The organism is Deltaproteobacteria bacterium (assembly GCA_016183175.1).
GTDB lineage: Bacteria > UBA10199 > UBA10199 > UBA10199 > SBBF01 > JACPFC01.
The window spans coordinates 1-25,705 of the sequence record JACPFC010000042.1 but is presented as its reverse complement, the minus strand read 5'-3'; the positions used below and the strand labels follow the sequence as shown (position 1 = coordinate 25,705).

Genomic DNA, 25,705 nt, shown 5'->3' with positions numbered 1-25,705 from the left:
TTATTGGATAGTTTTTTAACCTCTTGACACAGGGTGTCATTTGGCCGTATCACTCGCCCGAGATGAAACACGTCCTTCAAAAGATTGTGGAGGACCATAGCGTGGAGGCCCGCTGGCTCAATACCCTTTCCCTGTTGGAGCATACCGGCGCCCGGAAAATCTGCAAGACGGTTGGTTTGGACCATCCCAGCCTCGAAATCCTGGAACATTTTGCCGATGAAACCCGGCATGCCCTCTCGTTTCGGCGCTTGAGTCTCTCCCTGTCCGACAGCACTTCTGATCAGTATCTCTGCCATGACGAGGCGACGAGTTACTTCCAGATGCTCGACCATACCGTTTCGGAGTCATTGAGAGCGGCCACCGAGCGCGACGATGCGTATCAGAACTATCTCTTTGTCACCAACATGATTGAAAAAAGGGCGATGAAGCTCTATCCGCTCTATCGGAGCGTCACGGAAAACCGGCTGGTGAAAGACGAACTGCAGAAGATCATCGTCGAAGAAACCAGCCACCTGCAATGGATTGAAAAGAAAACGGCGGGAATCTTAAAAGAGTTCAGTCTCGGCGATATTTCGCCGTTCTTGAAGATTGAAGAAAGTTTTTATCAGGCCTTTGAGGAGTCGCTTGCGAAGGCGGTCAAACCTTTTCAATCGCGGCCTTAAGCTCCCCCTTTTCGAACATTTCGGTCACGATATCGCACCCGCCGATAAATTCGCCGTTGATGAAAATCTGCGGGATGGTAGGCCATTGGGTATACGCCTTGATTCCATCCCGGATGGCGGGATCGGCAAGCACATCCACGGCGGCTATATCCTTGGCCCCCGCTTCCTTCAAGAGATGCACCGACTGGGCGGAAAAGCCGCATTGCGGCGCCTCGGGCACCCCTTTCATGAAGATGACGATTTTGTTTTTTTCGACGAGTTCTTTGATTTTTTGGTGAATGTCGGTCATTTTTCGGCTCCTTCGATTAAATCAGAATGACCCGTATCAGCTCCCCCCAGGCAAGTCAACCCACGGTTTCCTTTATTCAAGGGTGAGTTCGATCAGTGAGATGGAACGGCTGGCTTCGTTGGCGATGATCAACACCAGGGGATCATCATCCACCGAAAGGGCAATGGGGCCCGAACCGACCCCATCGTCGGTGGTCAAGGTGTTGAAAACGGAATTATCCTGCAGATCGACCACGGTGATGCTGTTGGCGTCAACGTTGGCCGCAAAGGCAAACCCCGTCGCTTCTTCCACCGTAACCGCCGTCGGATGATCTCCGACAGAAATGGTTTCCCGGGTGCCGAACTCGGTTCCGCTGAAACGAATGATGGTGTCATTGTCCGGATCGGTCACCAGCGCCTCCTCCCCGTCCGAGAAGAGGGCCACATCGCTAAATTCGCCGATGCCGAGATTAACCTGGAAGGAAAGCGTGAGGTTTTCGGCGTTGACGTCGTAAAGGGCATAGGAAAGGACCGTATCGTTATTGGAGAATTTGGACAGGCCGGCCATGGCCACGACGCCTAAAGAAACGGTTTCATCAAAACTTAAGGCAAATGTTCCTCGGTGATTCGCCGATCCCTCCGGATGGGGGAGAAGAGCGGTCAAACCGGTAGTCGGCGTCGAACCGCTACTGTCGATGACCGTCAGGGAAATGCCGGATGATTCCTGCCCGACGAGGGCCAGAGTCTCTCCGCCGATTACGGCCACTGCCAGGGGCTTTGTGATGGAGAGGACGTTCCCCCCTTTCAATTCTCCCTCTGCGGTCAGGACGGCGGCCTGGCTGTTGGTATAGTCGATAAGATAACCTGCCGTCGATGAGTTGTCGTAGTCGATGGCGGTGAGATTGAAGTTTTCGATAGTCGCAAGGATGGAAACCATTTCAAAGGTGGAAAGATCAAAGAGATAGAGAAACGAATTGGCGCCGTCGGTTGTCCCGACAAGGCCTTTGTCCCGGTTGGACAGAACAATGGCATCAACGGGCGTTTCTTCCACCACCGGTGCATTGGCCGGCACATCTTGTGTGCTTGCGTTGCTGGTTTCCCCGTCAACCGTCTGGAGAATTTCAAGAGAGTCCCCGATGGAGGCGGCAATTTCGGCTTCAAACGAGCCGTCGGATTCGGCCTCCGTACTTGCTGAGTTGCCGGTTGTCCGGTTATTCACCTCAATTTCCGCGTTGTCTTCCACGGCGCCGGGGGTGCCGGTGATTCGGACAAGGCCTTCAGCATTTGGGCTTGAAATCGAAATGAGGCCCGATACAGGGGCCGGAATGGAGGCGGGAGGAGTGGCGCTCCCGCCGTGGCAGGAGGCTGTTAAGGCGAGGAGGGCGGCTAGGATCAGCTTACTCTTCATCGTCTTCTTCGGCCGCCTCGCAGGTTCCGTCAGGATCGGCTTCCGTTTCCAGTTCATCAAAGCTGTCGAATTCAATCAGGCCGTCCGGTTCCCCGGGGGGATCGGTGCAAAAACTTCCGCTGAAATTTTCATCGACGCCGTCGAAGGTGAAGTCGGCGTTAAAGCCGACGTGGACCGCGTCTCCCTCTTCCGGCGTGGCGGTGATCCCCGAACAGGTCAGCTCGTTGGCCTCCTCATCCATGGTGAAAAGGGAGGCGGTGATATCAATGGTTCCATCACACTCAAACGAGCCTTCCACGATTCCCCCGATAAGGCCATCGAGGGTGACGGTTCCGCCGCATTTTTCCACCGCGCAGTCGTAAAAGGCCTGGGCATAAACACTGCTGAAGACAACGCTGGTCGTACCATCGTCACAATCTTCTCCAAGGGCAAAGGCGTCGTCATATGCAGAGGCATAATAGCCCCCCAGAGGACAATCACATTCGACCGTGGAAAAATCCTCGCTGACGGCGCAGGAATAATCAATGTCCCCGTCATCCGTCTGCGCCTTTACCAGGGCGCCCCCCGTAAAAGAGCCGAGCGAACTGGTCAGACTGCTGGTGACCGCCGATGTGGAGGCAAGGCCGGAAACCGGGGCCGGGATGGATGCGGACGGCGTGGCGCTGGAACTGCAAGCGTTGAGAATTGCCGCTAAAAAGATAGTCAGGCAGAAAAAAAGACCGGAAAAAAACCCTTTTACGGTTGCTTTCATAAAAACCTCCTCTGGGGATAACCCCCTGATAATTTAATCCACCCATCTCCCAAACGCAAATCAATTAAAGAAAACCAAAGAAGGGGCTTTAAAAGCCCCGTTCGTCTGGAATTTTACCGGAGGACCAAATCGTTTTTTGCGACTTCATCCAACCGGGGGTCCATGTTATTCCAAAGAACGGCTGATTTTAATTAAAGCCCCTTCTTTAATGATCAACCCCTCTCGCTCTCCTCCGGGTAGCCTCCTCGCTTTTTGTCCGGGACGCCGCCTCTTTTAAAGAGGAGGGCGGAGGGTTGATTGATTTAAAAGATCTGCTGAAGACAGGAAACAGCAAAAGGTGTGCCACAATGCATAAAATTATTTAATTACTTGAAAATCATAACTTTTACCGTTTTACCAAGGGGGAATCGTTGAGTGATGTTCATAAAAATATATGTTTATAATAAAAACGACTAAAAAATATTAACTATATGTTATATAATATAAAAAATATAAAATATACCAAAAATAAATCGTTTGATATGAAAAATATAAAGATATATAATTTGTAGATTCTCCCTATGGAAGAGAGACATCCAAAAGTAATCGACCATCAGTTCGTTGTTGAGGCCCTTTTGGCGGAAGGGAGTTTCGCGAAGGTCTATCGGGTCAAAAGGGGAGGGGAAACCTGGGCGCTCAAGCTTCTTAAAAAGCCGTATCAGCGCGCACAAGGGGAGGCCTGGGTGGAGGCGTTCCGGTTTGAGTTTTCTCTTTTAAAAGATATCAGCCATCCGGCGGTGGTGCGAATCGGCGATTTCGGCTGGGACCGCGATATCGAAGCCCTCTACTTTACCGAAGAACTGATTGACGGCATGCCGCTCGATGAATTCCTCAGGCGGCAGGGCCCCTCCAATAATGCGTGGCGGGCACAGCGCCCGCCAAATGGCCCGGATGAAACTCCCAGGAGTCCGCCAACTTCTTCGCAAGACCTCAATGTTGCCTTGGCGGAAGCCCTGCTCATCCAGTGCCTCGAAGGGCTGGAGGCCATTCACCGGGCGGGGGCGGTGCATGGCGACATCAAGCCCTCCAATATCTACGTGATCGACAAGGCGAAGGCTACGCCCCGAATCAAAATTCTCGACCTCGGCATCGCCCATCCGAAATTTCAACTGATTGCCGGAACGCCCTCCTATTTCGCCCCCGAAAAGGTGTTGAACGAGGCGGTGGACGAAAGGGCCGATCTCTATTCCCTTGGGGTCACCTTTTTTGAATGTCTGACGGGGACCAATCCTTTCACCCGCGACAAGGCCTCGGAGACGCTCAAGGCGCAGGTCGCCGTGGCGCCGCCGGCGCCGGGGGCGCTGAACCGCGCCATTCCCCCCTGGTTAAACCGGATTCTCGTCAGACTGCTGGAAAAAAATCCGAGCGACCGGCATCGAACCGCCGGCGAGGTTTTGGCCGAAATCGATTCCGAAAAAGGGCTCCCCCGCGAGGCGGCGCCGCAGGCGATACTCATTTCCGAAAAATGGGTTGGCCGGCAAAAGACGCTGGAGGCGATTCGCCGATGGGTGGAAGCAAAAAAAGGGGCCGGGCTTCTTTTTCTTTATGGAGAACCGGGGATCGGCAAAACGCGGCTCATACACGAAATCCGCTACGAACTGGAACTCAAAGGGGTTCCGGTGCGGACCGATTGCGCCTCGACGGATGCGCGAATGCCCGCAGAGACGATTTTTTTGATCGACCTGAATCGCTTCGATCCCGCGGGGCTTGAAGCCTTGTCCGGAGGAGGTTGGCGGGGGATTGTCGCCCTTCTCCCCGGCGAAGCGGAAAAGGCCGGACAATGGGCCGTGGAACATTCCATCCCGGCGGAATCGGCAACCCTGGAGGCGATGACTCGCGACGATGTGCGGGAGCTGATCGTCCTTTCGACCCGCGACGAAAATCCCCCGGATATCTTCGTGTCTGCCCTCTACGCGGAGACAAAGGGGCACGCGGGGACGACCGTTTCTCTCCTTTGGGCTCTCTGCCGGGCCGGCAAACTTTTGGGGCCTCACGGCGAATGGAATCTCGCCCCCTTTCGCGAAGGGGCGGCCCTCGACTATGCCCTCCTTCCAATGACCCCCTCCGAGCGCGAGCAGTTGGCCTCGCGCCTCGGCGACGAGAAGCCGCTCGAAAAGGCTGAACTGCTCATCGAAATCTGCGATGAAAAACTCCATCTCGCCCGCTCGGGGCAGGGTCCCCTTGACAAGGGGGCGTGGGGGACGATCCCTTCTCTTTTTCGCGAGGTGGAAAATCTGATCGGGCGGCTCCCCCTGGGGGACGACCGTCTCAAACTGCGGATCGCCCTTCTGGAAAAAAAGGGGTGGAAATCGATCCGCGAAGAGGATTTCGACGGCGCCAAAAGAGAACTGGAGGTGGCGCTCGGTCTTCTGGAGGAATTGAATCCGCCCCCTCTTGTTTTATCCCTTCGCATCCGGAATTACCACGCCTTTGTCCTTATGTGCGAGGGACAAATCGACAAGGCGGTGGAGATATTTGAAAAGACCGAACGCGAGTGGAAAAAGCTTTTGAACGGGGAAGAACAGCGCCGGGTGACCAACAACGACCTCCCCATGGCGCTTATGCAGAAGGGGGAGTACGCGAAGGCGGCGGAATTTTTGAAGGCGAGGCTCGGTTTCTATGAAAAACTCTCCGACCGTTCCTTCAAAAACCGGTGCCGCTACAACCTGGGGGAATGTCTGTTGAAGAGCGGCGATCCCTCCCAGGCCATCGGGCATTATGAGGCGGCGGCGGACGGGGCGCGCGAAGAAAGGCAGTGGGACCTTCTGCTCCGGGCCTACAACGGACTGGGGAATGCCTGCAATATTCTCAAAAAAACCGATCGCTCCCTTTCCAATTACCAGCGGGCGCTCGATCTCTCACGGTACCTCAAAGACTGGGGGGCCGCCTCGGCCGTGGCGCAAAACATGGGGGTCATCCAACAGGAGCTGGGGCAAAGCGGGGCGGCGGAAAAAAACCTGAACCTCTCGCTCCAACTGCTCAAACAGGTGGAGGAGACAAGCCCGCATCTCCGTTATTTAAAGGCGCGGGCAATTCTCGAATTGGGGGAGATCGAACGCCAGAGGAAAAATTTCGACAAGGCCCGCGAATTTTTCGGACAGGCCTCCCAGCTGGTTCTGCATGAAAAGGGGCTGGAGGGGTTTGTCTTCTGGGTGCTGAACTCGCAGGCCTCTCTTTTGCTGGACGAAAACCGCGGCGAGGACTTCGCGCGCCTCTATCCCGACCTTCTCTATCACGCCAAAACCGACGAACAGAAGACGCGCCTCGAATTTTTGCGAAAGCGCTCGCCGGTCGATCCGACCCTCTCCCGGTTCGAGGTGGCGGCGCCACTGGCGTCGGCGGCGCCGCCGGCGTCGGCAGTGCCCCTGGCGCCGGCGCCGGCAGGGCCGGTGCCACCGGAGCCAAAGAAGGAAATTCAGGAAATCCAACCGCATCCCGTGGGTGTTCGCCCGTTGGTTGATCCCCTCCTTGCCGTTTTGCAGATCAACTCCCTTCTGGGAACCGAACGCGACTTGAAAACCCTTTTGAATCTGGTTTTGCAGTATGCATTGAGCCTTTCGAATGCCGAGAGCGGACTGGTTTTGCTGGCGGACGAGAGGGGGGAACTGTCCGTTGCATCGGCGCGCAATATCGATGTGGATGACGACCTTTCACAGATCAGCCGAAAAACGGCGCAGGAAGTGTTGAAAAGCGGAAAGCCGCTCCGCTCCGACAACGCCTCCGCCGATCCGGCCTTCAAGAATTACCGCTCGGTTCTGCTTTTGGGGCTTAAATCGGTCTTTTGTCTTCCGATTGGCGCCGGCGGCAAGGTGATCGGCGTTCTTTATCTGACGCACCGGTTTCAGACGGCGCTTTTCGATGAGCGGATCGCCGGTGTCATGCGGGTCTTTGCCGATCAGGCGGGGCTGGCCATCAACAATGCCCGGCTGAACCGGAAAATCGAGGAACAGAACCGGCGGTTGGCCGGGCGCCTCAATACAGCCGAGGAAAGCATCGAGACCTATAAAACCATTCTCCGCGAAAAAAGTTTTGAGACCCGTTATTCGTACGCCGGGATGGTCACGCAAAGCCCGGCGATGGAAAAAATCTTCGCCCTTTTGGACCGTGTGACGGGCACGAATCTTTCGGTGCTTATCCGGGGCGAGTCGGGGACCGGCAAGGAGCTGGTGGCACGGGCGCTTCACAAAAACAGCCCGCGGGCCGGTCGGCCCTTTATGGCGATCAATTGTGGCGCCCTTCCGGTTCCTCTGATCGAATCGGAACTGTTCGGTTACAAGGCGGGGGCCTTTACGGGCGCCATGCGTGACAAGCCGGGACTTTTTGAAATGGCGGGCGGCGGTACCCTTTTTCTGGATGAAATCGGCGAGCTGGATTTTTCCCTTCAGGCCAAGCTTTTGCGGGCCTTGCAGGAGAGGGAAATCTTGAGGCTCGGAGATACAAAACCGATCCCCATCGATGTCCGGATTGTCTCGGCCACGCACAAGAACTTGAGGCATGAGATGGCCGAAAGGCGCTTCCGGGACGATTTGTATTACCGGATCGCCGAGGTCGAACTCGCTCTACCGCCTCTCCGCGATCGCCGCGAGGATATTCCGCTGTTGGTCTCTCACTTCGCACGGGAGTTTGCCAAAGAGCATGGCCGCAAAAAGGCCCCTTCCGTTTCAAAAGAATTCCTGCGTCTTTTTGTCGGGCATGACTGGCCCGGCAACGTCCGTGAACTGGCCAACCGGGTGCGGGTGGCCTGCGCCCTATCCGACGGCAAAGTTCTTGATCCGGGCAATCTCCCGGAAGGGGACAAACAGGTGTTGCAAGGGATCGGAAAAAAAGGAAAGGAGGGTTCGCCTTGTCCGAAGGACGGGATGGAAGAGGGGGGCGCAGAAACAGTCCAATTCATCGAAAAATTTCTTCAGGAACAAAAAACGTGGAGAGATATCGAAAACATCATTTTTGCCAAGTCGCTTTTGGAAACAGGGTTTGACGTGTCGCGGGCGGCGCGGTCGCTGGGCATCGGCATCGCGACCCTCTACAATCGCCTCCGGCGCGAACGCTTCAGACAGCGGAAGGGGGAGCTGGACTCCATTCCCTTTCGGTATCGAGAGGGGACCCTTTTGGACACGCTGAAACATCAGGTCTTCCACGCCGCTTTTACTTTAAGCGAGGAGCATCCTTACCTTGCCGCCCGGAGGCTTGGCGTCTCTCCGGCGACGTTTTATCAGTGGCTAAAAAGCAAAAGACCTAAGATGGAAGGATTGGCAAAAGCGAGATAGTGGATAGCAGAGAGCGGAAAGCAGATGGCAGACGATGTAATCCGCTTTCTGATTTCGGCTTTCTGCTCTCTGATTTCTCGCAGTTGCACTAGATATTCGGGATATCGCGGTCCATCACCGTTTTGCGGTTGTCCGCCTTGGCGGCCTCGATCCCCTTCTCGATGAGCTGGATCACCCTCTGGGTCAAGGCCTCCATGGTGGATGCGGAGGTGTTGCAATCCCCCTTTTCCTTGATGAGTTTTTTGATCTTGGAGGCCACAACAATAATTTCACTCATAAAAATCCTTTCTTTACGATAAGATATGTCTGTCGGTCCGGTGGCAACGCGGAAACGCCGTCAAATTTAAGGATTTTTACAAAAATGGCAAGGAATTTTTATCAACTCATCGATCACACCGCCGATATCGGCATCGAGGTCACGGCCGGTGCGAAGGAGGCATTGTTCTCGAAGGCGGCCCGGGCCTTTTGCGATCTGATTTGCGATATAAAGAGCGTCAAGCCGGTTGTTGAAAGAAAGATTGCGGTCATTCGCGACAATCCCGCGCATCTTCTGCAGGCCCTGTTAAACGAACTCCTTTATCTCTTCGAGGTGAAGCATGAATTCTATTCGGAGGTTGTCCGCCTCCGTTTTCAGGAGAACGGATTGACTGTGGTTGTGCGTGGCGAGAAGATCGATTCGAAGAGGCATGAGATCAAGACGGGAATCAAGGCGGTGACGTATCATCAGCTGAAAGTTTGGCAGGAGGGGGGTAAATGGAAGGCAAGGGTGATCTTTGATGTCTGAACAGAAATTTACAGGTACTGTCGAGCGCATCGACGCCAACCGCGTCCGCGTCCCCAAACAGGGGGCAATGCGGGTGGACGGGATTGTCTATGCCGATGAAATCCTTTATGAAGGACTTAGGGGTGACATGTGTCTTCAGCAAATAACGAATGTCGCCACCCTTCCGGGGATTCTCAAGGCCTCCATCGGAATGCCCGATATCCACTGGGGTTACGGATTTCCCATCGGCGGAGTCGCCGCCTTTGATCTGAACGAAGGGGTCGTCTCTCCCGGCGGTGTCGGTTACGACATCAACTGCGGCGTCCGTCTTTTGCGAAGCAATTTGACTCACGACGAGGTCAAGCCGGAACTTAAAACGTTGGTCGGCGCCCTTTTTCACAAAGTTCCCTCCGGCGTCGGCTCCAGCGGGACATTTCCCCGTCTGTCGGAAAGCGATTACAAAAAACTCCTCGTCAAAGGGGCCGCCTGGCCGATTGAGCAGGGATACGGAGACAGCGAGGATATCAAGCATCTCGAGGCGAAGGGGTGCATTCCCGACGCCGATCCCGATTTGATCACATTGCGGGCGAAAAAAAGGGGGCAGGACCAGCTCGGAACGCTCGGATCCGGAAATCATTTTTTGGAAATCGAATATGTGGCGCAGGTGTTTGACGAAAATACAGCCTCACAGATGGGCCTCTTTCAAAATCAGATTTGCGTGTCCATCCACTGTGGCTCGCGCGGTCTCGGCCATCAGACCTGCGAGGACAATCTGGGGATCATGCTCAAGGCGGCGCAAAAATACGGCATCGAACTCCCCGACAACCAGCTCTGCTGTGCGCCGGTCAGGTCGAACGAAGGAAAAAACTATCTGGCGGCCATGGCCTCCGCGGCCAATTTTGCCTTCGGCAACCGGCAGGTGATCGCCCATCTTGTCCGGCGCGTTTTTTCACATGTCTTTAAAAAAAGCGACGGCGAGCTGGGGATGAATGTTATCTACGACGTCTGCCACAACATCGCAAAGATGGAGAAACATCCGATCAACGGGAAAGAACGGATGGTCTGTGTCCATCGCAAGGGGGCTACAAGGGCGTTTCCGCCGGGGCACCCGGAAACACCGGAGGCGTATCAGAAAACGGGCCAGCCGGTTTTGATTCCCGGCGACATGGGGCGCTATTCGTATGTCTTGGTCGGCACCGGTCAAGCGTTTGAGGAGGCCTTCGGCTCTTCCTGCCACGGCGCCGGACGGTTGATGAGCCGGACCAGGGCGCTTAAAGGCGTTCGTGGCCGGAACGTCGCGCGGGAGATGGAAGAGCGTGGCGTGATTGTCCAGGCCGACAGCTACCGGACCCTCGGCGAGGAAATCCCCGAGGCTTATAAAGATGTCGCGCAGGTTGTCCGGGTCGTCGAAAACGCGGGGCTGGCCAAAATCGTCGCCCAACTCAAGCCGATCGGGGTTATCAAAGGTTAAATCTCCGGTCTCGTAACAATTCAGTCTCGGTGTCTGCTTTCGGTTCCATCGGAACTCGCGGGTTATCACAGGGGCTCGCGTCGCCCCCTCCACCGGCAAAGCCGGATGGAGCCTCCCCCTCTCGCTCGCTTTGCTCGCTGGTGAGCGAGCGACGGATTTATTCCGCGCGAGCGAACAGGGGGTGCGGGGGCGCCAGCGGTAAAGCCCCCGATTTGATAGCCACGCTCAGACAGCCGATGGAACCTCAAGACATCCACCCGAAACTGAATTGTTACATCGCGCTCCAGTCTTTGGTTTTTCCTCAATGTTTCTCCAAAATCTCAAAAATCTTGTCGTAGGTTCCGCTGTCCTGCCCTTTGAATGAGGAGAGATACTTTTTGGCTTCCTGATTGTTGGGGTCGATCTCCAGAACTTTTTGATAGTACCGCTTCGCCCCATCCGTCTGGTTCTGTTTTGCGTAGATGCGGGCAAGGGTCAGGGCCATGTCCAGTTGCGCCTCGCCGGTCAAATCGGGGTCATTGGAACGAAGGGCCCGCTCAAAATAGGCGGTGGCGGTCAGATAATCGTCTTTCGAAAGGGCCACGTCGCCCAAAAGTTTAAGGAGCCAGAAACTGTCCGAGGTTTTCGCGGCCTTCTCCAAAACGGGAAGCGCCTTTTCGGTTTGCCCCATCATATATAGGGCCCTGCCATAGTTGGCGTCGAACTCCCGGTTGTATCGATGATCCTTGTTTGCCTTGGCGAACTGTACCTTTGCCTGTTCATAATATTGAATTGCGGAATAATAAGACCCAAGCGCCTCGTATCCCAACGCCAGCTTGAAATAGACCAGCGGCGACTCGCACCCTTCACCCACCGCCTTGCGCAAAAACTCGATGGCCCCCGCCGCATCCTGCCGGTCGAGCGCCGCAAAACCTTCCTGCACATAGGAGTCCCACATCCGGTTGGCGAACGGGCTTTTTTGATAAGCGGCGTAGTCTTGGGCCGCATAGGCGGCGGTTGGCGTTTGGGCCACCGCGGCGGAAGAGAGAAGAAAAATCGCCAAAAAAAGAGGTAAGGTGCGGAACATATTGGGGAATATTACACTTGCATTGTAACATTCGCGCATGCTATCAACAAACGCTTTTTTAAGCGACAAGGAGAAAAAATGACCGCCATTTCCATTGAAGAAATGCTCGACGCCGGCGCCCACTTCGGGCACCAGACCCGCCGGTGGAACCCCAAGATGAAACCCTACATTTACGGAGCCCGGTCGGGGGTTCACATCATCGATCTTCAACAGACCTTTTCGCTGTCACAGAAGGCCTTTGGTTTTCTGGAAGAAACGGTCGCCTCCGGCGCCGATGTCCTGTTTGTGGGGACCAAAAAACAGGCCCAGGGCGTCATCGAAGAGGAGGCGAAACGGTGCTCGATGCCCTATGTCACCCATCGCTGGATGGGAGGGACTCTCACCAACTTTGAAACCATCAAGCGAAGCGTCGACCGGTTGATCGACCTCGAAACGCGCCGGGCAAACAACGATTTTCAGGGTTACACCAAGAAGGAGCTTTTGGGGGTCGACCGCGAGATTGTAAAACTGCTGGCCACCCTGGGGGGCATTCGCAACATGAAGTCGCGCCCCGGCGCGGTTTTTGTGATCGATCCGGGTTGCGAGCGGATCGCGGTGCACGAGGCGAATATCCTGGAAATTCCGGTGGCGGCCATGACCGACTCCAACTGCGACCCGGATCCCGTCGATTACCCCATTCCCGCCAACGACGATGCCCTCCGTTCCATTCAGCTTTTTGCCTCGCGCGCGGCCTCCGCCTGCCTCGCGGGTCTTGAAAAGAGGGAACTGCGCGCCCGCGAAGAGGGGGGAAAACCGGCCGAAGGGAGAAGGCGTCCGGCGCGGAAGATGCAGGAGATGGAAGGGGCCGGAAGGGCCTTTGTATCGAGAATGGACAAATTTGAAGGGGAAGAAGGGGTGGAGGGTTTTTCGGCAACCGTGACAAAGGAGGAGCCGACCTCCGTGGCGGAGGAATTGGCGAAAGAGGCGGAGGCGGAGGAGAAGAAAAAGGAAGGGGAGAGTGAATAGTAGATGGTTGATGGTGGATGGTAGATGGTGAAATGATTATCAATGCACAACTCGTAAGGGAACTTCGCGAAAAAACCGGGGCCGGCATGATGGAATGCAAAAAGGCCTTGGCGGAATCGGCCGGCGTCATCGATTCCGCCATCGAATATCTGCGCAAGCAGGGCCTTCAGGCCCTGGGCAAAAAAGCGGGAAGAATCGCGGCCGACGGACTTGTCGCCTCAAGGCTTTCGGCGGATAAAAAGGCCGGGTCTTTGGTGGAGGTAAACTGCGAAACCGATTTTGTGGCCAAGAATGACGATTTTCGCCGTTTTGCCGAGGATCTGGCTGAATTGGCTCTGACCCAAAAACAGGCCGATGTGTCTGCGCTGTTGGCCGTGCCGCTTAAGGGAGAGACAGTCGCCGATCGTTTAAACAGGCTGACTGCAAAAATCGGTGAAAAGCTCTCCCTTCGCCGGGCGGCCATCCAGACGGCAGTTGAAGGAGAAAAGTTGGGGACCTACGTCCATCTGGGAAATAAGATCGGCGTGCTGGTGAAAATCAGGGGAAACAGGGCCGGCGAAAATCTGGCCAAAGACATCGCCATGCATGTGGCCGCCTCGCACCCGCAGTTTTTGCGGAAGGAAGACATCCCGCCGGAGGTGGCGGAGTCCGAAAAGGCGATCTACCGCGAACAGATGAAAAACTCCGGAAAACCGCTTGGCGGCAAGCCGCTTGGCGGCAAACCACCGGCGGTTTTGGAAAAGATCATCGAAGGAAAATTCGCCAAGTTTGTCGGTGAGACCTGCCTGAACGACCAGATTTTTATCAAGGATCCATCAGGGAAAAAAACGGTGCGCCAGATTTTAAAGGAGGTCGATCCGTCGCTGGAAGTTGTTGCGTTTGTTCGTTATCAGGTGGGCGAAGGGATCGAGAAGAAAAAGGACGACTTTGCGGCGGAAGTGGCGAAGATGATTAAATGATGTAGGGGCGATCCTTGTGATCGCCCATGATCGAGGGCGAATACAAGATTCGCCCCTACACGGAACATGAAGCCCAAATACAAACGTATTCTGTTGAAATTGGGCGGCGAGTCTCTCATGGGCCCCGAGGGTTTCGGCATTTCCCTCGATTCAGCCCGCAAGGTGGCGGGGGAGATCAAGGAGGTGGCTGAACTGGGGGTGGAGGTGGCCATTGTCATCGGCGGCGGCAATATTTTTCGCGGCGTTTCGGCGGCGGAAATCGACCGCGCGACCGCCGACTACATGGGGATGCTGGCCACGGTGATGAACTCCATGGCCCTCCAGGCGGCGCTGGAAAACCTGGGGGTTTTCACCCGTGTTTTGTCGGCCATCGAGATGCACCAGCTGGTGGAGCCCTACATCCGCCGGCGGGCGATCCGCCATCTGGAAAAAAAGAGGATCGTCATTTTCGCCGCCGGGACGGGGAACCCCTATTTTTCCACCGACACAGCGGCCTCTCTCCGCGCCATGGAAATCAGGGCCGATGTTATCCTGAAGGGAACAAAGGTCGATGGCGTGTACGACCGCGATCCGGTGAAGGAAAAGGGGGCGAAGAAATTCGAATCGCTCAACTTTCTGGAGGTCTTGAACAAGGGGCTCAAGGTGATGGATTCGACCTCCATTTCGCTCTGCATGGACAACAGCCTCCCGATCATCGTGTTTAATCTTTTTGAGCGGGGCAATCTGAAAAAGGTGGTGCTTGGAGAAAAAATCGGCACGCTGGTGAAGGGATGAATCATCATGAATCCGGTTTTGGACGAAACAAAAAAGGGGATGGAAAAGGCGCTGGAGGTTTTCCAGCGCGAGCTCTCGCGTCTGCGGACCGGCCGGGCATCACTGGCCATTCTCGACGACGTTCGCGTCGATTACTACGGCCAACCAACCCCCCTTTCGCAGGTGGCCACCCTCGGTGTTCCGGAATCGCGGCTGATCACCATTTCCCCTTGGGAGCACAGGCTCATTCCCGATGTCGAAAAGGCCATCGAAAAGGCCAACATCGGCCTGACGCCGATCAATGACGGGAAAATAATCCGGCTTCCGATTCCCCCCTTGAACGAGGAGCGCAGGCGCGAGCTGGCAAAATCCATCAAAACCCACGCGGAGGAATGCCGGGTGGCGATCCGCCACGCCCGGCGCGAGTCGATCGACAGGCTCAAGAAACTCGAAAAGGAGGGAAGCATCACGGAGGATGAAAACAAAAAGTCCTCCCACGAGGTTCAAAAGCTCACCGACGATTTTATCGCCAGAGTCGATCAGGCCTCGTCCAAAAAAGACTCCGAGATCATGCAGGTTTGATTTTATGAATCTCCCCGAACATGTCGCGATCATCATGGGCGGCAACGGCCGATGGGCCAGGGCCCGCGGTTTGAACCGCATCGAGGGGCACAGGACCGGCATCGACGTCTCGGAAAAAATCATCACCGCCGCCCGCGACATCGGAATCAGGTATCTGACCCTCTACGCCTTTTCGAAGGAAAACTGGGAGCGCCCCCCCGAAGAGGTCGCCGCCCTGATGCGTTTTTTAAAGGCCTTTCTCCTGGAAAAACGGCAAAAGATGCTCGACAACCGGATTAAGTTGAACGCCATCGGCGACCTTTCGCGCCTCCCCGCCGATGTTTATGAGACTCTCGCACAGGTCATGCGTGACACCGGGGATAAACGGCATGAAATGGTTTTGACGCTGGCGTTGAGCTACGGCTCCCGCGACGAAATTGTCCGGGCGGCCAAAAAAATTCTCGCCGGCGGCCCGCTCGAAAAAATCACCGAGGAGGCGTTCGGACAATATCTGGACACGCGGGGGCTTCCCGATGTCGATCTGGTCATCCGCACCAGCGGCGAGCACCGTGTCAGCAATTTCCTCCTCTGGCAGGGGGCCTATGCGGAATATGTCTTTGAGGAATGTTTCTGGCCGGAATTTACCAAAGAACATCTGATGAGAGCGCTTGAAGAATACCGGACGCGCGAGCGGCGGTACGGGAAAATCAGCGAGCAATTATGACGCAGTGGGTTTCAGGCATTCTTGTCGCCATAGCGGTCATCCTCCTTCTTCTCTACGCCCCCAAAGAAGGGGTGCAGGGGGTTGTGGTTGTCTTGTCGCTCGCCGGCCTGTGGGAATATTTCAACATCACAAACGGGGGGGAGCCTTTGTGGATCAAAGCGTGCGGCCTGGCATTGGGGGGGGGGATGACCGCCCTTTTGATTTTTTGGGCCGGGTCGTCCGACCGGTTTCCGGCCCTGTTTGCGGCGGCACTGATGGCAACGCTCGTTCTTCATTTTTTCGGTTCCGCCGATTTTATGGTCCGTTTTCGCCATGCGGCGTTTTTTTATTTCGGCGTCATGTACGTAAGCGTCCTTTTTTCCTTCTGGGGAAAGATGCGGGGACTTCCCGAATGGCGGTTCTGGTTTTTTTTGATGCTGGCGGGAACCGTTTTGTCCGATGTCGGCGGATATGTCGTCGGCCGTTGGATCGGCCGGCACAAACTGGCGCCGCGGATTTCACCGGGGAAGACGATCGAGGGGTTGATCGGCGGTGTTGTTTTCACCGTTTCCGCCGGCTTTGTGGTCCGTTTTCTGTTTTTGCCGGATTTTTCCACCGCTCCTCTGGTGATTGTTTGCATCGCGATTGCGGTCATCGGGCCGTTGGGCGATTTGAGCGAGTCGCTCATTAAAAGAGGTTTTGGGGTGAAGGATTCGGGCCGATTGATTCCGGGCCACGGCGGTTTGTTGGACCGCGTGGATGCGCTTCTGTTCACCGGCCCGGTGGTTTATTATTTTGCGAAATATTTTTCGTGAATGACTAAATCCCCCCCCAACCCCCCTTTTTCAAAGGGGGGACAGGGGGATTTATCTCGATGATGACTAAACGAATCTCAATCTTGGGAAGCACTGGTTCCATCGGCCTCTCGACGGTCGATCTTGTTTTGCGTCATCCCGACCGGTTCCAGGTCGTCGGCTTGGCGGCCGGATCCAATCTTAAGGTTCTTTGCGGCCAGATTCAAAAGCTCAAACCGAAAATCGTGTCGGTCAAGTCCGAAGGCGAGGCCGGGGAATTGAGAAATCTCGTCGGCCGGAACACGGTTGAAATTGTCCATGGGGTCGAGGGGGCTTCGCTTGTCGCCTCTCACCCGGAAGCGGATATGGTTATCTCCGCCATTGTCGGCGCCGCCGGTCTTTTGCCGACATTAAAGGCCATTCAACAGGGAAAGACAGTCGGCCTGGCCAACAAGGAAAGCATGGTGATTGCCGGCGAGTTGATGCGGCGCGAGGCCGTAAAGAAAAATGTGACGATTCTCCCGGTTGACAGCGAACATTCGGCGCTCTTCCAATGTCTGGAAGGACAGAGGCGGGAGGATGTGGAACGGCTTATCCTGACCGCCTCGGGGGGGCCTTTTTTGCACAAGCCGGCCTCCGAGTTCGGACAAATCACCGTCAAAGAGGCGCTCAACCATCCCAACTGGAAGATGGGGGCCAAAATCACCGTCGATTCGGCCACCATGATGAACAAGGGGCTCGAGGTGATGGAGGCCCGCTGGCTTTTTGACCTTCCGGTGGATAAAATCGACATTTGCGTGCATCCCCAGAGCATCGTGCATTCGATGGTCGAATATATCGACGGCTCGGTGATGGCCCAGATGGGCCTGCCCGACATGAAGGTGCCGATTGCCTATGCGTTGAGCTACCCGGAACGGATTGAAACCGGAGTTCCCCGCCTCGATCTTTTCCAAAAAAGAGAGCTGACTTTTTATCCGCCCGATTTTGAAAAATTCACCTGCCTGAAGACGGCCTATGAGGTCGCGCGAAGGGGAAAAACTTCTCCGGCGGTTCTCAATGCGGCCAACGAAGAGGCGGTGGCCGCCTTTTTGGCGGATAAAATAAAGTTTACCGATATTCCCCGGCTCATCGACAAAACAATTCAGGCCCATCAGCCGTTTGAGGTGAAGAGCCTTGAAGATGTTCTTGAGGCCGATCGGTGGGCGCGTGAAAGGACAAAATTCCAAATCTCAAATTCCAAATCTCAAACAAAATGACAAATTCCAAATTCAAATACAGATTTTTTTTGAGTTTCTGTACTTGTAGTTTGTTTGGAATTTGGATTTTGGAATTTGGAATTTTTTTCAAATGACAATTTTCTATTTTATCATCGCGTTGGGAATCCTTGTTCTTGTCCACGAGTGGGGGCACTTCATCATCGCCCGCAGATCGGGAATCCGGGTGGAGCGGTTCTCCATCGGCTTTGGTCCCAAAATCATCGGTTTCAGGCGGGGAGGCACCGAATTTCGTATCGCTCCGATTCCTCTTGGGGGTTATGTGAAACTCTACGGGGAGGATCCGATGGCGGAGGCGGAGGGGGATGAGGCGAAGGCGAAGGAGATTCAGGCTTCTCCCGACGCCTTTTCGGCCCGACCGCTTCATTCCCGTTTGGCGACCGTTTTTGCCGGTCCCATGATGAATCTTTTTCTCTGCCTTGTTCTCATGCCGGTTGTCTTCATGGTGGGGCGGATGATTCCGGTGATTCTCGAAAAACCTCCCGTTGTTCTGGGGGTGAAGGAGGGTTCTCCGGCAGAATCGGCCGGTCTCCAAAAGGGGGACGAAATTCTGCGGATCGACGGCGCCGGGGTGAAAAAATGGTCCGACCTTCTGGACTGGATCGGCCTTCATCCGGGGGAAGAGGCCCGCGTGACGGTGAAAAGAAACGGGAAGGAACTCGAAATGCCGGTGCGCCTCGAATACTCGCCCGCGACGAAACAGAAGATCGGCTATCTGGGAATTGAGCCGTTTTATTTTTGGGGGGACGACCCGATTGTCGGCGATGTTTCGGGCAACAGCCCGGCAGGCGGAGCGGGGTTGAAAGCCGGCGACAAAATTACCGCCTTGAATGGAAAACCGGTTTCCAGCTGGACCGAAATGACCGGGATCATCCGCGGAAGCGGGGGGTCGGCGGTCACTCTTGCCTATCGGCGCAACGGGGCCGAAAACACGGTGACGGTGACCCCCAAATTTCATGAAGGGGCGAAGGCCTGGGTGATCGGCATTACAAAATATATCGATCCTTCCGGTTTTGCGCGAAAGAGATACGGACTTTTCGAGGCCTTGAAAGAGGGAACAAGGGAAAATATCAAACTGTTGGGGCTGACGCTTGATGTCCTCAAGCGGCTTTTCACCTTTCAACTCTCCTACAAGGCCCTCGGCGGGCCGGTGCAGATTGCGCAGGCCTCGGCGATGGCGGCCAGATCGGGGGCGGGGGAGTTTCTCTACTTTCTCGCTTTCTTGAGCATGCAGTTGGGCATCCTGAATCTTCTGCCGATCCCCGTCTTGGACGGGGGGCACGTTTTATTCATGGTCCTCGAGGGGGTCCGCCGCAAACCGGTTTCGCTGAAGGTCCGGATGTTCTCCCAGCAGGTGGGCCTGGCGCTTCTACTTGGTCTCATGCTGTTGGTGACCATCAACGACGTGGACAGCGTGTGGGGTTTTTCGAATATCTGGGAAAAGATCAAGGGAATTTTTTAATGTCCTTTCTTCTCGCCGTCGAATCCTCAACCAAACACTTAAGCGTTGCCCTCTTTGAAGAGGGCCGATTGCTCGAAGAAATTGTCGCCGTCTCGGATGGGACGGTGTCCCAAGGCCGCACCCATTCCGAAAAACTTCTTCCCCTCATTGATCAAATTCTCAATGCCCGGCAGTTTAAAATTGCCGATATCCGTTCCTTTGCCGTGGCGGTGGGGCCCGGTTCGTTCACCAGTCTGCGCGTCGGGATGGCTACGGTGATGGGGTTGGCCTGTGGAACCGGCTCTGCCATTTATCCGGTATCCTCTCTGAAGGCTATGGCCCTTGGGGTTGCCGGCGACGGCGTTTTGATCGCGCCGGTCATAAAGGGGGGGAGGGGGCGGGTTTACGGGGCGGTCTACCAGCGAAAAGGGAGGACTGTGAAGCAGAGAATCAAACAAGCGACTTACGAACCCGAAGGGTTTTTGGCAAAAATAAAAAAACTGAAACAAAAAATCTTTTTTGTCGGCCCCGGTTTTGAAATCCTTGGCGTCAGATCGGGTCCAAAAAATATCTATCTTGATTATGTCTTCCCCCGCGCCTCGCAGGTCGGCTTTCTGGCCATCAACGAAAAAATAAAACCGATCCGGCCGGAGGGCTTAAGAATCCGCTATCTTCAGGAGCCGGGTTTGGGGGGAAAAATTCAGGGGGTCAAGCCGTAGATCATTTTCAGTTGCGTTGCTTCATCGCTTAAAGAATTTACCTCTTTTGGATTTACAGGTTCGAGGCTTTTTTCAGGAAGGAAATGTCGGATTCGCACTTCTCAATATGGGTATCGAGTTTGACGCCGATATCATCCATTTTTTTTTCAAGGTCTTTTTTAACGCCGTCGATTTTTGTGTCGAGCCTTTTTTCAACGCCGTCGATTCTGCAGGACAGAGCCGCAGTCCCGATTTTGATCTCTTCTTTCAATTCCTGATGGAGATTGTCCATTTTGTTGTTGATCCGCCCCTCCATATCGTCGACCTTTTCAATGACGAGATTAAACTTTGACTCCAAGTCCTCAATGAGAATGGCGTTATAATGCTGAATATCGGAGGGCTTCGGTGTTTTTTGCTGTTTTGTCTGATCCGGTTTTTTCTTTGGCACGGCGGAGCAAATGCTAGCAGAGCGGAACCGGCTGTCAACCGGCAAATTTATTCCCGCAAAATTCCCTTTTTCTTCCAGTAGTCCCGCAAAGTGATCCCCTCGACAAGAATCGTATCAAGATAAGTCCTGCCGCCGGGGATCATCGGGATGACATGGCCGTGCGTTTTGTCGTCGTACGGACACTTGACGTCGAGAACATACGGCCCCTTGTGGGCGAGCATCTTCTTCAAGGCGGGGACAACTTGAGAGGGTTTTGTGACGGTGGCCCCTTTGATGCCGAAGGCGTCGGCGATTTCGGCGAATGCGGCCTCGCCGATGTAGGTATGGCCGCGGACCGATTTGTAAAATCGGTCCTCCCACTGCGCCACCATGCCGAGGTATTTGTTGTTGAGCACAATGGCCTTGACCGGAATTTTTTCCTGCCGGAGGGTTTGAAGCTCCTGAATGTTCATCAAGAAACTCCCGTCACCGTCGATGTCGATGACGGTGCGCCTGGGAAATGCGATCTGCGCCCCCATCGCCGCCGGAAGCCCAAATCCCATGGCGCCAAGGCCGGAAGAGCAAAGCCAGGCGCGCGGGGTGTGAAAGCCGTAAAACTGGGCGGCCCACATCTGATGCTGGCCGACGCCGACCGAGACAATCGAGTCTTTTGGGGCAAGTTTGGCCAACTGCTCGATGACAAACTGCGGGTTGATCGCCCTGGACGATTTTTTATAGTGATGCGGAAACTCCTTTTTCCAGGCCTCGATCTGCGCGTGCCATTCTTCAATTTCGCCCGCCTTTACGATGTCGTTCCACCGGCGGAGGACATCCTTGACGTTGGCCTGAATCGGCACATCCACCTTGATATTTTTGTTCAGCTCGCTCGCGTCGATGTCCACATGAATGAATTTGGCTCCTTTGCAAAATTCCGAGAGTTTTCCGGTGACCCGGTCGTCAAAACGGACGCCGAGGGCGATAACGAGATCCGCCTTGTTCATGGCAATGTTGGCGTAGACAGCGCCGTGCATTCCCAACATCCGCAAAGAAAGGGGATCATTCTCCGGATAACACCCGAGTCCCATGACGGTGGTCGTTATGGGAATTTTTGTTTTGTGGACAAAAGCGCGGAGCTCTTCCGAGGCCTCCGCCGTTATGATTCCCCCTCCGGCATAGATGATTGGCTGTTTGGCCCGGGAAATCATTCGCGCCGCTTCCAGAACCTCTTTTTGCGGAGGGGCAATGTCGGGATGATAACCGGGGCGGTGAATCCGGCGGTTGAAGTCGGGAACAATCTCCTGCTGTTGAATGTCCTTTGGAAAGTCGATGAGTACCGGCCCCGGCCGGCCGGTCCGGGCGATGGTGAAGGCCTCGTTGATGATCGCCGGGATCAGGTTCACGTCCTTGACGAGATAACTGTGCTTGACGCAGGGGAAGGTGGCGCCGACGATGTCGGTTTCCTGAAAGGCGTCTCCCCCCATCATCGTGGTCGGCACCTGCCCCGTGATGGCGATCAGCGGGACCGAATCCATCTTGGCGTCCATAATTCCGGTAACAAGGTTGGTGGCCCCCGGCCCCGAGGTGGCGAGGCAGACTCCCGGTTTTCCGGTCGCCCGCGCGTAACCGCAGGCGGCAAAGGCCCCCGCCTGTTCGTGCCGCGGCAGGACCATCCGGATTTTTTTGGAGAGGGTAAGCCCCTGGTGGATTTCCATCGAGGCGCCGCCGGGGTAGCCGAAGATCACCTCCACCCCTTCCCTTTCCAGCGCACAAACGATGATGTCCCGCCCCTTCATCGGCTTATTTCCGGCCCGGGCCGCATAAGGGGTCGCAGGCGCAACAGCTGAAAATTGCTGGATGTTTTCCATCGTTTTTCTCATACAGTTTCTGCTATTGCCTGACAAGGGGATTTTCCCAACGGAAATTGTTCAACCTTTGCCCGGTATCTGCTATATCGAATCCTTTGTTGCAAAAAACTCATGGGCGAACTGATTTTACGCGATATCCTTCTTGTTTTTCTGGTGACGGTGCCGGTTGTTCTACTCTTAAGGCTTGTCCGCCTCCCCCCGATTGTCGGTTTTATTTTAACCGGAACCCTCATCGGCCCGTCGGGTTTCAAGCTGATCCACGAGGCCGAGCAGATCAACATTCTGGCCGATGTCGGCGTCACCCTCCTCCTTTTTGCCATCGGACTTGAATTCTCGCTGGCCCATTTTGCAAGGCACCGGACCTCCGTGATGACAGGGGGTTTTTTGCAGATTGTTTTTTGCATCGTTGCGGGCGCCTTGATCGGCCGATTTGCCTCATGGCCGATGGAACAGGGGATCTACTTCGGTTGCATCATTGCCCTGTCCAGCACTGCCGTTGTTCTCGGATCGTTGATTTCGCGCCGGCTGCACGATTCGGTTCCGGGCCGCGTGGCCACCGGCATTCTTATCCTTCAGGATTTGGCGGTGGTGCCGATGATGGCCTTTCTCCCCCTCTTGGGCCGCAGTGGGTCGTTTGAGGCGGTCGGCGCGATTGTCGGGAAAAAACTGGCTGTTTTGCTTTTACTCGGCCTGGTTGTTTTTCTTTTCATCCGCCGGCTGGCCGGTCCCCTCCTGCGCCGGATTTCCGGCGCCAAAAGCCGGGAGGTTTTCCTTATCACCATCATTGTTTTTGCGCTCGGTCTGGCCTGGCTCACCGACCGGTTCGGTCTTTCTTTTGCCCTCGGCGCCTTTCTGGGGGGGTTGATTGTCGGTTCCACCGAATATCAGGTGGAGGCGCTCTCCGAAATCCGCCCGCTTCGATACGGGTTCAACGCCCTTTTTTTCGTCTCCATCGGGATGCTGGTCGATCTCCCTTATGTGGCGGGGCATGCGGGACACGTTCTGTTTTTTTGTCTGCTGATTCCAGGCATCAAGATGGCCTTGCTGGCCGGGATTCTTTTGATTTTAAAAGTGCCGCCGGCCATGGCGATCGGCGCCGGCATCATGCTGGGGCGGATCGGCGAATGACCCTAAATTTTTATCCGTTGAAGACGCAGGGAATTGCCCACCACCGAGACCGAAGAAAAACTCATCGCCGCGGCGGCAATGACGGGGCTTAAAAGAATTCCAAAAAAAGGGTAAAGCGCCCCGGCCGCAATCGGAACGCCGAGCGCATTATAGATAAACGCAAAAAAGAGATTTTGCCTGATGTTTTGCATGGCGGCCCGGCTTAACACCCGCGAACGGACAATGCCGCGAAGGTCCCCCTTGACCAGCGTCACGCCCGACGACTCCATCGCCACATCGGCGCCGGTCCCCATGGCGATTCCCACATGCGCCTGCGCCAAGGCGGGGGCGTCATTGATGCCGTCTCCCGCCATGGCGACAAAACGTCCCTCTTTTTGCAATTTTTTGATCACCTCCACTTTCTGATCGGGGAGCACCTCCGCCATCACATCGTCGATTTGAAGTTTTTTGGCCACAGCCAGGGCCGTCGTCCTGCTGTCACCGGTCAGCATGACTACGCGGATTCCCTCTGCGTGAATTTTGCGGATCGCATCCGGTGTCGTCTCTTTAATCGGATCGGCAACGCCCACGAGGCCGGCCGGTTTTCCATCCACCACGACAAACATCACGGTCTGGCCATCTCCCCTCATGTTTTCCGCCAGAGAAAGAAGCGAACCGGCCTCCACTTTAAGATCCTCAAGCAGTTTTTTATTTCCCACGGCGACCGTCTTTCCGCCAACCCGGCCCCGCACCCCCTTGCCGGTTAGAGATTCAAAATTTTCCACTTTTTCAAGACCGATTCCCTTTTCGGAGGCTCCCGCCGTAATCGCCGCCGCCAGAGGATGTTCGCTGGCCCGTTCCACGCCGGCCGCAAATTTCAGCAATTCGTTCTCGCTGAAGCCGTGTGCCGCCACGGATGACAGAAGCCTCGGTTTTCCGAGCGTCAGGGTTCCTGTTTTGTCGACAACCAGCGTGTCCACCTTCCGCATTGTCTCGATCGCCTCGGCGCTTTTGAAAAGGACCCCCATCGTCGCCCCAATTCCTGTGGCCGCCATGATCGACATCGGCGTGGCCAAGCCGAGCGCGCAGGGGCAGGCGATGATCAAAACGGCCACCGCATTAATCAGGGCGTGGGCCATTCTTGGTTCAGGTCCAATCCATCCCCAGACGATAAAAGTGACCGCCGCAGTGAAGACAACAGCCGGAACAAAATAACCCGAGACGACATCGGCCAATTTCTGGATCGGCGCCCGGCTTCGTTGCGCCTCGGAGACCATCCGGACAATTTGCGCCAGAAGGGTTTCGGCGCCGACCTTTTCGGCCCGCATGACCAAAGAGCCGGTGCCATTGACGGTGGCGCCGATGACGCGGTCACCCGCTTTTTTTGAAACGGGTATCGGCTCGCCGGTCACCATCGATTCATCCACTAAACTGCTCTCCTCCGTCACCACGCCGTCAGCCGGAACTTTTTCACCGGGCCGAATGCGAAGGAGATCGCCGACATGGACGTGATCGAGCGGAACGTCCTCCTCGGTTCCGTCGGCGTGCAAACGGCGAGCGGTCTTTGGGGCAAGCCCTAAAAGCAACTTGATGGCCTTCCCTGTTTTGCTTCGCGCCTTCAGCTCAAGCACCTGCCCCAGGAGCACCAGCGTCACAATCACCGCCGCCGCTTCAAAGTAAACCGCCGCCATTCCCCCGGCATTTCGGAAAGAAGGGGGAAATAGGGACGGAAAGAGCGCCGCGACGAGACTGTATCCATAGGCAACAAACACACCGAGGCCGATCAGCGTGAACATGTTGAGGCTTTTGTTTTTGACCGATTGAACGCCCCGGACAAAAAAGGGCCATCCCCCCCAGCAAACCACCGGCGAGGCAAGGGCCAACTCAAACCAGCCAATCCAACGAAAAGTCATCAGTCGATGGAAAAAAACGCCCGGCAGAAAATCGCTCATGGCGATGGCAACAAGCGGAATGGACAGAACCAAACTGACCCGGAAGCGCCGCGACATTTCTTTGAGTTCCGCATTCTCCTCCGGTTCGGCAGAGGGAGTCCGCAACTCCAGGGCCATGCCGCAAAGGGGACAGCTCCCAAGCTTATCCCGCACAATCTCGGGGTGCATGGGGCAGGTCCATGAGGAATGGCTGTTTGGATCTTGCGCATCCATAAATATTCGGTAATATACCCCCCCAACGGAGGAATCTATGAAATTCATCGACACAATCGCTCTTGTTTTCCTGCTTAGTTTTGGATTTGCCTCAGCCGCGACAGCCGCCGAACCCGAGGCAAAGACACCCGAGGCCGCCGCAACCAAATCGTGCGAAATGAAAATCGAGGGGATGACCTGCGGGTCGTGCGAGGCAAAGGTGAAAGAAGCGGTCAAGGATCTGGCCCTTTCGGCCGAAATTGATTCCAAAACAGGAATG

Annotated in this window: 22 protein-coding genes and 1 pseudogene; 15 read left to right on the top strand and 8 right to left on the bottom strand. The window is 55.4% G+C overall.

All coding sequences use genetic code 11. The features are described from left to right. Nucleotides 1-62 precede the first annotated feature (62 nt). On the top strand, nt 63-662 hold the full coding sequence (locus HYU99_05260; GenBank protein MBI2339757.1) for a hypothetical protein: 600 nt from the start codon (nt 63-65) through the stop codon (nt 660-662). Here the strand turns inward: HYU99_05260 and grxD are convergent. The 3 genes from grxD to HYU99_05245 form a co-directional block, all read right to left on the bottom strand. Beyond that, the gene (gene grxD / locus HYU99_05255) at nt 637-951 is read right to left on the bottom strand and encodes a Grx4 family monothiol glutaredoxin (protein MBI2339756.1); all 315 of its coding nucleotides are present in this window, start codon (nt 949-951) and stop codon (nt 637-639) included. The two genes, HYU99_05260 and grxD, sit on opposite strands and share 26 nt — an antisense overlap. Before the next feature lie 72 nt (nt 952-1,023). Then, nucleotides 1,024-2,394, bottom strand: a complete 1,371-nt coding sequence (locus HYU99_05250; protein ID MBI2339755.1) for a hypothetical protein — start codon at nt 2,392-2,394, stop codon at nt 1,024-1,026. Beyond that, nucleotides 2,327-3,088 carry a hypothetical protein gene (locus HYU99_05245; GenBank protein ID MBI2339754.1) on the bottom strand — a complete coding sequence of 254 codons (762 nt, stop codon included), beginning with the start codon at nt 3,086-3,088 and terminating at the stop codon, nt 2,327-2,329. The genes HYU99_05250 and HYU99_05245 overlap by 68 nt, the downstream gene beginning before the upstream one ends. A 560-nt stretch (nt 3,089-3,648) precedes the next feature. On the opposite strand from HYU99_05245, the gene HYU99_05240 reads away from it, so the two are divergent. Further along, a complete protein-coding gene (locus HYU99_05240) occupies nt 3,649-8,394 on the top strand; it encodes a sigma 54-interacting transcriptional regulator (protein MBI2339753.1) in 4,746 nt (1,581 codons plus the stop codon). Nucleotides 8,395-8,482: 88 nt separating this feature from the next. On the opposite strand, the gene HYU99_05235 is transcribed toward HYU99_05240, so the two are convergent. Then, entirely contained in the window at nt 8,483-8,671 is a 189-nt protein-coding gene (locus tag HYU99_05235; protein MBI2339752.1) for a hypothetical protein, read from the bottom strand. 84 nt (nt 8,672-8,755) lie between these two features. Between HYU99_05235 and HYU99_05230 the strand changes: the two genes are divergently transcribed. Continuing rightward, nucleotides 8,756-9,178, top strand: a complete 423-nt coding sequence (locus tag HYU99_05230; protein ID MBI2339751.1) for an archease — start codon at nt 8,756-8,758, stop codon at nt 9,176-9,178. Continuing rightward, nucleotides 9,171-10,628, top strand: coding sequence for an RtcB family protein (locus tag HYU99_05225; GenBank protein ID MBI2339750.1), 1,458 nt, complete (start codon nt 9,171-9,173; stop codon nt 10,626-10,628). Before HYU99_05230 ends, HYU99_05225 begins: the two co-directional genes overlap by 8 nt. Before the next feature lie 301 nt (nt 10,629-10,929). On the opposite strand, the gene HYU99_05220 is transcribed toward HYU99_05225, so the two are convergent. After that, on the bottom strand, nt 10,930-11,694 hold the full coding sequence (locus tag HYU99_05220; GenBank protein MBI2339749.1) for a tetratricopeptide repeat protein: 765 nt from the start codon (nt 11,692-11,694) through the stop codon (nt 10,930-10,932). 78 nt (nt 11,695-11,772) lie between these two features. On the opposite strand from HYU99_05220, the pseudogene rpsB reads away from it, so the two are divergent. The 9 genes and pseudogenes from rpsB to tsaB all read left to right on the top strand — a co-directional run bounded on the left by rpsB (nt 11,773) and on the right by tsaB (nt 19,903). Beyond that, a pseudogene (rpsB, locus tag HYU99_05215) lies at nt 11,773-12,477 on the top strand (30S ribosomal protein S2). Nucleotides 12,478-12,731: 254 nt separating this feature from the next. Continuing rightward, the gene (locus tag HYU99_05210) at nt 12,732-13,658 is read left to right on the top strand and encodes an elongation factor Ts (protein ID MBI2339748.1); all 927 of its coding nucleotides are present in this window, start codon (nt 12,732-12,734) and stop codon (nt 13,656-13,658) included. A 66-nt stretch (nt 13,659-13,724) separates the two neighbouring features. Next, nucleotides 13,725-14,432: a UMP kinase gene (locus HYU99_05205; GenBank protein MBI2339747.1), complete on the top strand. Its 708-nt coding sequence runs from the start codon at nt 13,725-13,727 to the stop codon at nt 14,430-14,432. 3 nt (nt 14,433-14,435) lie between these two features. Then, the gene (gene frr / locus HYU99_05200; GenBank protein ID MBI2339746.1) at nt 14,436-14,993 is read left to right on the top strand and encodes a ribosome recycling factor; all 558 of its coding nucleotides are present in this window, start codon (nt 14,436-14,438) and stop codon (nt 14,991-14,993) included. 4 nt (nt 14,994-14,997) lie between these two features. Further along, nucleotides 14,998-15,696, top strand: a complete 699-nt coding sequence (gene uppS / locus HYU99_05195) for a di-trans,poly-cis-decaprenylcistransferase (protein ID MBI2339745.1) — start codon at nt 14,998-15,000, stop codon at nt 15,694-15,696. Continuing rightward, entirely contained in the window at nt 15,693-16,490 is a 798-nt protein-coding gene (locus tag HYU99_05190) for a phosphatidate cytidylyltransferase (protein ID MBI2339744.1), read from the top strand. The genes uppS and HYU99_05190 overlap by 4 nt, the downstream gene beginning before the upstream one ends. Before the next feature lie 62 nt (nt 16,491-16,552). Continuing rightward, nucleotides 16,553-17,725, top strand: a complete 1,173-nt coding sequence (locus tag HYU99_05185) for a 1-deoxy-D-xylulose-5-phosphate reductoisomerase (protein ID MBI2339743.1) — start codon at nt 16,553-16,555, stop codon at nt 17,723-17,725. Between the two features lie 91 nt (nt 17,726-17,816). Continuing rightward, nucleotides 17,817-19,205, top strand: a complete 1,389-nt coding sequence (gene rseP / locus HYU99_05180) for an RIP metalloprotease RseP (GenBank protein MBI2339742.1) — start codon at nt 17,817-17,819, stop codon at nt 19,203-19,205. Beyond that, nucleotides 19,205-19,903 (top strand): tRNA (adenosine(37)-N6)-threonylcarbamoyltransferase complex dimerization subunit type 1 TsaB, encoded by a 699-nt coding sequence (gene tsaB / locus HYU99_05175; protein ID MBI2339741.1) that lies wholly within the window; start codon nt 19,205-19,207, stop codon nt 19,901-19,903. Before rseP ends, tsaB begins: the two co-directional genes overlap by 1 nt. A gap of 52 nt (nt 19,904-19,955) precedes the next feature. Here the strand turns inward: tsaB and HYU99_05170 are convergent, their stop codons facing one another. Further along, entirely contained in the window at nt 19,956-20,330 is a 375-nt protein-coding gene (locus HYU99_05170) for a hypothetical protein (GenBank protein ID MBI2339740.1), read from the bottom strand. A 47-nt stretch (nt 20,331-20,377) separates the two neighbouring features. Continuing rightward, on the bottom strand, nt 20,378-22,174 hold the full coding sequence (gene ilvB / locus HYU99_05165) for a biosynthetic-type acetolactate synthase large subunit (GenBank protein ID MBI2339739.1): 1,797 nt from the start codon (nt 22,172-22,174) through the stop codon (nt 20,378-20,380). A gap of 111 nt (nt 22,175-22,285) precedes the next feature. Between ilvB and HYU99_05160 the strand changes: the two genes are divergently transcribed. Then, a complete protein-coding gene (locus HYU99_05160) occupies nt 22,286-23,302 on the top strand; it encodes a cation:proton antiporter (GenBank protein ID MBI2339738.1) in 1,017 nt (338 codons plus the stop codon). A 2-nt stretch (nt 23,303-23,304) separates the two neighbouring features. On the opposite strand, the gene HYU99_05155 is transcribed toward HYU99_05160, so the two are convergent. Continuing rightward, on the bottom strand, nt 23,305-25,401 hold the full coding sequence (locus HYU99_05155) for a copper-translocating P-type ATPase (GenBank protein MBI2339737.1): 2,097 nt from the start codon (nt 25,399-25,401) through the stop codon (nt 23,305-23,307). 82 nt (nt 25,402-25,483) lie between these two features. On the opposite strand from HYU99_05155, the gene HYU99_05150 reads away from it, so the two are divergent. Next, nucleotides 25,484-25,705, top strand: a 222-nt coding sequence (locus HYU99_05150) for a heavy-metal-associated domain-containing protein (protein ID MBI2339736.1), incomplete at its 3' end; no start/stop codon positions are given.

Coding starts and splice junctions, on each gene's coding strand:
- HYU99_05245 (MBI2339754.1), bottom strand. CDS start 3,088: ATGAAAGCAACCGTAAAAGGGTTTTTTTCCGGTCTTTTTTTCTGCCTG.
- HYU99_05160 (MBI2339738.1), top strand. CDS start 22,286: ATGGGCGAACTGATTTTACGCGATATCCTTCTTGTTTTTCTGGTGACG.
- HYU99_05250 (MBI2339755.1), bottom strand. CDS start 2,394: ATGAACTGGAAACGGAAGCCGATCCTGACGGAACCTGCGAGGCGGCCG.
- HYU99_05225 (MBI2339750.1), top strand. CDS start 9,171: ATGTCTGAACAGAAATTTACAGGTACTGTCGAGCGCATCGACGCCAAC.
- HYU99_05190 (MBI2339744.1), top strand. CDS start 15,693: ATGACGCAGTGGGTTTCAGGCATTCTTGTCGCCATAGCGGTCATCCTC.
- HYU99_05240 (MBI2339753.1), top strand. CDS start 3,649: ATGGAAGAGAGACATCCAAAAGTAATCGACCATCAGTTCGTTGTTGAG.
- HYU99_05220 (MBI2339749.1), bottom strand. CDS start 11,694: ATGTTCCGCACCTTACCTCTTTTTTTGGCGATTTTTCTTCTCTCTTCC.
- HYU99_05235 (MBI2339752.1), bottom strand. CDS start 8,671: ATGAGTGAAATTATTGTTGTGGCCTCCAAGATCAAAAAACTCATCAAG.
- HYU99_05155 (MBI2339737.1), bottom strand. CDS start 25,401: ATGCACCCCGAGATTGTGCGGGATAAGCTTGGGAGCTGTCCCCTTTGC.
- HYU99_05230 (MBI2339751.1), top strand. CDS start 8,756: ATGGCAAGGAATTTTTATCAACTCATCGATCACACCGCCGATATCGGC.
- HYU99_05205 (MBI2339747.1), top strand. CDS start 13,725: ATGAAGCCCAAATACAAACGTATTCTGTTGAAATTGGGCGGCGAGTCT.
- HYU99_05260 (MBI2339757.1), top strand. CDS start 63: ATGAAACACGTCCTTCAAAAGATTGTGGAGGACCATAGCGTGGAGGCC.
- HYU99_05210 (MBI2339748.1), top strand. CDS start 12,732: ATGATTATCAATGCACAACTCGTAAGGGAACTTCGCGAAAAAACCGGG.
- rseP (MBI2339742.1), top strand. CDS start 17,817: ATGACAATTTTCTATTTTATCATCGCGTTGGGAATCCTTGTTCTTGTC.
- ilvB (MBI2339739.1), bottom strand. CDS start 22,174: ATGGAAAACATCCAGCAATTTTCAGCTGTTGCGCCTGCGACCCCTTAT.
- tsaB (MBI2339741.1), top strand. CDS start 19,205: ATGTCCTTTCTTCTCGCCGTCGAATCCTCAACCAAACACTTAAGCGTT.
- uppS (MBI2339745.1), top strand. CDS start 14,998: ATGAATCTCCCCGAACATGTCGCGATCATCATGGGCGGCAACGGCCGA.
- HYU99_05185 (MBI2339743.1), top strand. CDS start 16,553: ATGACTAAACGAATCTCAATCTTGGGAAGCACTGGTTCCATCGGCCTC.
- grxD (MBI2339756.1), bottom strand. CDS start 951: ATGACCGACATTCACCAAAAAATCAAAGAACTCGTCGAAAAAAACAAA.